Below are 7406 nucleotides of genomic sequence, written 5' to 3'. Positions count from 1 at the left end.
TAACTCAAAACTAAATGATTGGAATTTTTGCCCCTTTTTAGCCATGAAAAAAAGCACCCCCTAAAATAATCATCGGTTTTAACACCAGGGTGTTTTTCCAATGTCTACTTTAAGGGGTGCACTTCACCTGACGAGGGGGATGCTTCTGTTCGTTGAATTTCTTCTTTGAAAGAAGCTATGTTGCTTTCTTACTCAGCTGCAGCTGCAGTAACTGTTACTTTTGCTTGAGCGTTCAGGTTAGCAGTTGTTGCTGCGTCTTTCACAGCTCCAGCAGCGATAACTACTTGGCTGTCAGCAGCGCCGCCAGTGATGATTACTTTGTTATCATCAACTGCCCATTTACCTTCTGCCCATGTGCCTTCAGTAGGTTCTGCAGCGAAGCCATAAACAGTACCGTCAACAACAAAGTTTTTGGTAGCTGCGTCATCAGAAGCGTCTACAGCTTCTGTGAAGGTTACAGTAACTACTCCATCAGCAAGTACAGAGGACACTACGACTGGAGCAGCCTTGTCTGTCGCGTCGGACAGATCAGCGTTTACTGCTGCGGATTTGTTAGCAGATGCATCTGCAAAAGCTTCAGCTGCGATAACCAGCTTGTTAGCTTCAACAGCGTCAGTAGCGAACAGTTCGCCAGCTGTTTTTGGTGTCAGTGTTGCAGTTTTGCCATCTGCAGAGAGAGTAACAGTTGCTACTACATCTGCAGCAGCGCCAGTAGCGTCAAAACCGCTAACATTTACTTCTTTAGTAGCATCATAAGTTGCTGCTTCAGACAAAGTGAGTTTGATTTCTTTAGCAGAAACCAGCTCTTTTGCAGTTACTGTAGGAGCAACTACGTCGATGTCGTATTTGGATACAGGTGTTGTTTCTTCGTTTTGAAGAGCAGCAACAGTTGTATCTACTACTTCACCAGCAGCGAGTACGATACCGTATTCTTTGCCAGCAGTCAGCGCTACAGAAGAGCTACCAACGTTTTGGATCAACAATTGGTTGTTTTCCAGTTTCAGACCAGCTACGCGAGCTTCTTGGGAAGCTGCTTCTGCTTTGGAATCCAGAACAGAAAGCTCAACAGTATTAGAAGTAACAAATCCAGCGCGGTCTTGTACTTTCACATTTACTTTGCTGTCAGCAGCGTATACTGGGATGTTGAAGGTTACAACCGCATCGATTTCACCGGAAACACTCTTCACGAATGTTACGTTGCTAGCTGCAGGTACTACTTCGTTTGTTACGAAAGTGAAAGATTTCTCGATCGCTTCGTTTTTGGTACCGAAGGAGTCTTTTACAACATCTTTCGCGATGGTTACTTTGTAGTTGTGTCCAACAACCAAATCGCCGGAGAACGCAACTACCAGGTTACCATCAACGATGGTTGGTGTGCTGCCTACAGTGTGTGTTTTAGTAGCATCAGTCAAGTCAGTGATAGTTACAGAGCCTGCTGCCAAAGCTTCGTCAGTGATGTCTTTGTCGAAGTCTACAGTAACTTGTGTTTTGCTATCTACTTTTACTTCTTTCACTGCAGGAGCAGTAGTAGAAAGATCGATTGCGAATTGGTTTTTATCAAGCGCAATTTCGTTTTTGTTGATGAAAAGAGTGTAAGGTTGGCCAACAGAAGTAAGGCCAGCAACAGTCAAAGTAACTGTTTTGTTGTCAGCAGAGAGTACTGCTTTTGTTACTCCACCAGCTACAGGAGCAGAGTTTTTGTCAAGAATTGTGAAGTTGGAAGTGATTACTTTAGAAGCATCAACCTCGTTGTTGAAAGCAACAGCGATTGTTGTTGCGTTAATAGCACTTACCGATTCAACTTTCAAATCACCAGGAGTACCCTCAAATGGAGTTCCATCTGGATTTCTCTTAACTGATTCTACTGTCCCGTCTTCTTTAACAGCATTGAAACCAGTTGCACCGTCGATGTCAGCAAACATTTCATCTGTAACATCTACGAAATGAGATTTTGGATTGCTAACAAATAGCAATTCTGCAAGGTTTCCACCTTTTGCTTCGCCATCTTTGCTTACATAGATAACGTCAGGAACAGTGTTAATCATTTCATCCAGGAACGCATCCATATTGAGTCCCATAGCTTCAAAGCTATAGTATTTGTCTACATTTCCACCGATGTATACACCAGCTTTTGGTGCTGCTGCGAAAGCAGACGCTGCCATACTAGCAACGAGTGCTGTAGACAACACGGAAAGTACTAACTGTTTTTTCTTCACGTACTACCCCTCCAGATCTGTTATCTGTTTAGATATTCTGTGTATTCGTTAAAATGATCTAATAAGTTGGGACTGGTGCCACGTACGAAACGTTAGCACCAGCCAAAATTATTAGATTCTTACTCAAACACTAGCTGATCAGTAAACTTTGATTAGAAAGTTACTTCTTCAGTGATAGTTTGTTCTTTACCATCTTCATCTGTGTAAACCACAGTCAGTTCACCAGTTTGGTCAGCTTTACCAATTGCGGAAGCAGTGAAAGAACCGTCTTTGATGGTTACTTTTGTTGATTTAGTACCAACTTTAAAAGTGAAGGACTTCAGGGAGCCATCATTTTTGATTTTACCAGAAACAGTGTAGTTGAATACTCCTGGGAGCAATTCACTTTCAACTGCTTCACCTTTGATACCAGAGAGCTCAGGTGTTTCACCGTCTGGTTTTGGAATTGGTTTTTGAGCCAAGAAAGCTTCTACAGACTTCTCGGAAATGTCGTATTTCTCGATCTCGTCTTCGCTAGAAACGATTACTACGTAGTCGAAACGAGTTCCGCCAACATCTTCAGCATCGATCAATACGATGTAGTCGCCTTCTTCTACGCCGTCTGCACCATCGAGGTCATCGTATACGTCGAAGTAAGCAGTGGACGCTTTCGTGTACAGAGGCTTTTTGTTGTAAGTGATGGTGTTGCCATCAACTTTGTCAACGCGAGCCACTTGCATGTTGTCGATTCCAGCTTTAGACCAATCTTTTTGATCAAGGATTTCAGGGTAGCTATCGTCGTCGATCGCGTTACCGTTGACTACTTCCCATACATCGTCAACTTCGATTTCATCATCGGAGTTCGTAGTGAACGCAATGAAATCTCCGCGTTTGATGCCTTTGTAGTCTCTGAGATCTTCTTTGTCGCCATCCAATTTGAACTCTTTTGTAACAACGGAATCTCCGTCTTTTGTTACCAAAGTAACAGAGTCTTGTTTGTTGGATGTACCATAGTCTTTAACCATACCGAATCTTACATCGCTACCCAATCCTGTACCTTCTACTACGAAGATAGCTTCTACTTCGCCTTTGTCTTCGTTTACAGTGTAGTATACAGAAACGTCGCTCTTATCAGCGATGGATTTGAACTTAGCAGTACCAGGCGATTTCAGCTCAGCGCGTTTGTCTTTAGTGATTTCGCCAGTCATTTTGAAGATTGCAGTTTTGTCAGTTACTTCGTAGTCGCCAACAACGTTGTCATCTTCATCAGCCAGTTTATCCCAAGCGGATCCAGAGGAAGCGATCAGTTTAGTATCCAGGATTCTAACTTTGTCAACTTCACCTTTGGAATCGTAGTTCAGTTCCAACAGAACAGTGCTGCCATCTTTTCTAGGCTTCAAGATGTCAATCAGATCGTTTGCTTTACCGTTCTTGTCGTAGTTTACACCTTTAGAATCGTAGATGTCTTTTTTGTCGAGAGAGATGTTTTCTTTCTTACCTTTTTGAGTCAAAACTACGAAATCAAAAGTATCTTTGCTTGTGTTTTCTGTAGCTTGACGAGTTACGATAGCTTTTGGTTTACGATCGTCGATCGCATCTTTCGTTTCGATGTGACGAACACGGCCAGAAGCATCCAGGTAGAGTTTTACTTCTTCTCCATCGAGGTTGCTAATCAGATCCAGATTGCTGCTGTCGATCTTCTTAACATCTTTGTTAGAATTCTCGGAGTAGGAAGCGTTAGTGTATACTTTCATAGTTTTGCCACCAACAGTTACACGGATGTCTTTGCTGTTACGGCTAACTACTTTCTCAACTTTACCTTCTACTACGTTGCGGTTAGCGAAGATGAGGTATTTGTCTTCATCGCCATCAGCATAGTAGATGCTGTAAACATCGAGTTCTTTCAGATCGCTGAATTTAGCTGGTTTGCCATCGAGGAATACGATGAAATCTTTTCCTTCGTCCAGGTCTTCCAGCTCGTTGAACTTGGAGCTATCCAGGTTCGTAAGTTTTTTCTTGTCAGCGTCGATTTTGGAGATAACTTTGGAACCGTATTTAACGCCTTTAACGCTCTTGTCGATTGTTTGGTCGTCAATCACGTGGATGTAAGCAATCTCGTTAGCATCGTTCAGTACAACTTTAACACCATAAGTGTCGCTGCCTTTGTCTTTAATGATCTTTTTCAGACCATCAACTGGATCGTTGTAACGAGTGAAGTTGTAAGTAACTTTGGTATCTTTAGTCAAACGGTAGGATTTACCGCTAGCATCCAGTTCCAATTTCATATCGTCCAGATCACTCTTAGACAGGCCAGTAGCGTCTGTGTAAGCTTTTCCTTTAACAAAGAAGTCACTTACGCGGTCCATAACAACTTCTTCGTCCTCGGAGCCTTCCATCCAAACGATAACATTTTCTCTGTCATCTTTGATCCAAACTTGTACTTTTTGGCCATCGTATTCGTTAGGGTTGATACCGTCAGCTACTTTGTAAGTAGTGTTGCCCAGACCAGCATCTTTACCGTTCAAAGTAACTTCGTTAGCTTTGATTTTGCCCAAGCCGATAGCTGGAACGTTAGTTACGAGTGGCAAGTCATCGGAATCGTTACCTGCTTCGTGAGCCCAATCCATGTCACGTACAGTAACTTTCAGATATTTAGTCAAGAGAGTTTTGTCAGTGATTTCGAAACGAATGTCAGTTCCGAATTCTTTTTGCTCCATCAGGTCAACGCGAAGAGCGTTGTCGAGCATTTTGAATACATCACCACGAACTGCTGCATTGTTAGGGTTGCTGATACCTTTTGCAATGTTCAGCTCGGAAGCTTTGGAGATCATGTTGTTTGGCCAAGCGCTAGTGTTAACAGATGGCTCATAACCCAAAGCACGAACGATCATAGTTACTGCTTCAGCGTAAGTAACTTGGTTTTGTGGTTTGAAAGATTTGTCCGGGAAACCTTTTACGATTTCTTCGCCGGAAGCTACGTTTACGAAACCAGCAAACCAATCAGTAGAGTTAACATCAGTATATGTTTTGTTGAATTGTGCAAGCTTAGCACCTTGCTCCAGTCCGCGAGCGCGAACGATCAGAGTTGCAAACTCAGCACGAGTAATTGTTCTGTCTACACCGTAATCGCCGTTGCCATAACCTGCTACCAGGCCAAGAGCTTCCAAACGTTTTACGGTTTTTTCCATTGCAGCGTCCATTTTAGGAGCTGTAGTTGCATCTTCTGCTGCGAAAGCCATTGGAGCAACAGAAAGTGCGAGTGCACTAGCCAATACACTGTTAACGACCTTTTTCATAACCTTGTGTTCTCCTCCTCTAGTATAAACAAATTGTTCTTGGGGAATATTTGTTGTTAATCTATCTTTCTTTTTAAAGCCCGAATCCTGCAAGCGCGTGTCACCTCCTTTCGCAGGACAGCTTCGCTTTTTCTGTGTTAAAAACCTCTAGTATATTCAGTATTGTGTAAAATGCAACAATCACTAGTGTAACACAAGTGCTAGAATTCGTGAATCTTTTTTACACAATTCCCCGTTTTTCGTGTGACATCCTATTAAACGCCTGAGCAGATCAAAAGTTGCGGTGCCTTCGAAAAAAAGTTTATCTTTTTTTTTGAAGATCATATTCACCTGTATTATGTACGAAGTGACATCCGCCACACTTCGTATTATAGGGTACGCGGGGCGGGCTGTCACCATTGAACCTTTTTCCAATTCCATTCAAAACCTTACAAATCTTTCTTGGCTGCGTAATGTTTAATTGCCAAGAGACGTTTCAAAATTTACAACTGCCAGGTTATAGGAAAGAATCGCTTTTTGGTATTGATTCTCTCTGCTGGACAGCTCTTCTTCTGCCTGAACAACTTCGAGTGTAGTTGCAAGACCGTTTTCAAAGCGCAGATTAGTCAGGCGATAGCTTTCTGCCGCAGAATCCTTCGCTTTCTTTTGGAAATCGATTGATTGTCTCGCAGCGTCTAGATTGAGATATGCTTGCGCAACTTCTTTGGAGATTGTGCGTTTTTGCTCTTCAATTGTTTTTTCTGCTTTTTCTACATTATTGCGGGCAATTTTTCCAGGCATAGTGGAAAGGAAAGAGTATTCACTGATCAGCTTGACATTCAATTCAGCCAGTTTGAGCTCTTCCTGTACCTTTGTCATTTCCACGCGTTTGGAGAGTGCCTGTGCCTGTGCTTGCTCCATCGTCATGGTAACTGGTGCTGTTTGTTTATTAGAAGAAGTTACTTTCCATTGCTTGGTCAGCTGTACACCAAGAAAATCATTCAGATCCATGATCGCAACCTGTACGCTGTTTTCTGCTTGTGTCAGAGCAGCCTGTGCTCCTGCTACACCCATTTCCGCTTGCAGAACATCTGTTTTTGCTTTTGTACCTACATCAAAAGCAGCCTTTGCTACCTTGAGCTGTTGCTCGGCACGTTGCAAACTTTGTTTCTTCAGTTGGTAGTCATCTTGTGCAAAGATCAGATTGTAAAAGGCATTTTGCGCACCGAGCTTGATTTTACTTTCTGTCGCAGTTACCGCCAGTGCATTCAGCTTTTTAGTCAATTCACCTTGTGCGTTACCCACCTGCTTCGCCTTTGCAGCTTCGAGGGTATCTCTCATCTCTTCTGGCATGTCGGCGTTTGTTTTATAAGAAAGAGCTTGGTTTAAGTCTGCGTTTTTCGCATCAATCCGAGCATTCTCGAGTGTAACGTTAGTTTTCAATGCCTGTTCAATTGCTTTTTCAAGCGTAAGCTCTTCCGCTGTAGTTGCTGCAGGTGTAGAGGTCGTTCCTGTCTCCGCAGCTACTTTATTTGGTGTTGCTTGTGCTTGGGTTGGTGCCGTCGCAGTCGTTTTCGCTGCCTCAGAACCTGTATTTGCAGATGCAGTCAAGGTTCCTGCGCCAATCGCTGTCGTCAACACGGCTGCCAAACTGATCGTCATCCATTTTTTGCTTGAGTATGGAAAGTTCACTTGTTTCCACTCCTTTAAATTGTATTGAGTATAAAATCTTTCACCACTTGAAATATAACAGTTTGTCCCAAAATCACTATATCACAGAGTAAAGTTTCGTACACGAAAAATTAATGATATGCCAGCATTTTCATAAGGGATCATGCACACTTTATCATGTATAGATCCTCCCTTTCCGTTTTAGTCCATTCTTGCCCCATAGATTACTACGATTATGTGTCAAAAACATTTCAGTATTCGCCAA

General features: G+C 42.7%; 3 protein-coding genes. All 3 read right to left on the bottom strand.

All coding sequences use genetic code 11. From position 1 onward, the window contains the following. Window positions 1-188: 188 nt before the first annotated feature. The 3 genes from C3B52_RS28760 to C3B52_RS28745 all read right to left on the bottom strand — a co-directional run bounded on the left by C3B52_RS28760 (window position 189) and on the right by C3B52_RS28745 (window position 7162). On the bottom strand, window positions 189-2216 hold the full coding sequence (locus C3B52_RS28760; RefSeq protein WP_103109801.1) for an Ig-like domain-containing protein: 2028 nt from the start codon (window positions 2214-2216) through the stop codon (window positions 189-191). A 152-nt stretch (window positions 2217-2368) separates the two neighbouring features. After that, window positions 2369-5491: an S-layer homology domain-containing protein gene (locus C3B52_RS28755; protein WP_103109800.1), complete on the bottom strand. Its 3123-nt coding sequence runs from the start codon at window positions 5489-5491 to the stop codon at window positions 2369-2371. Between the two features lie 456 nt (window positions 5492-5947). Next, entirely contained in the window at window positions 5948-7162 is a 1215-nt protein-coding gene (locus C3B52_RS28745) for a TolC family protein (RefSeq protein WP_103109798.1), read from the bottom strand. Between the last annotated feature and the right edge of the window lie 244 nt (window positions 7163-7406).

Origin of the sequence: Brevibacillus reuszeri (assembly GCF_002897295.1) — a bacterium.
Lineage (GTDB): Bacteria > Bacillota > Bacilli > Brevibacillales > Brevibacillaceae > Brevibacillus > Brevibacillus reuszeri_A.
The sequence above is the reverse complement of the archived record's forward strand: the minus strand, read 5'-3'. Positions and strand labels throughout refer to the sequence as shown.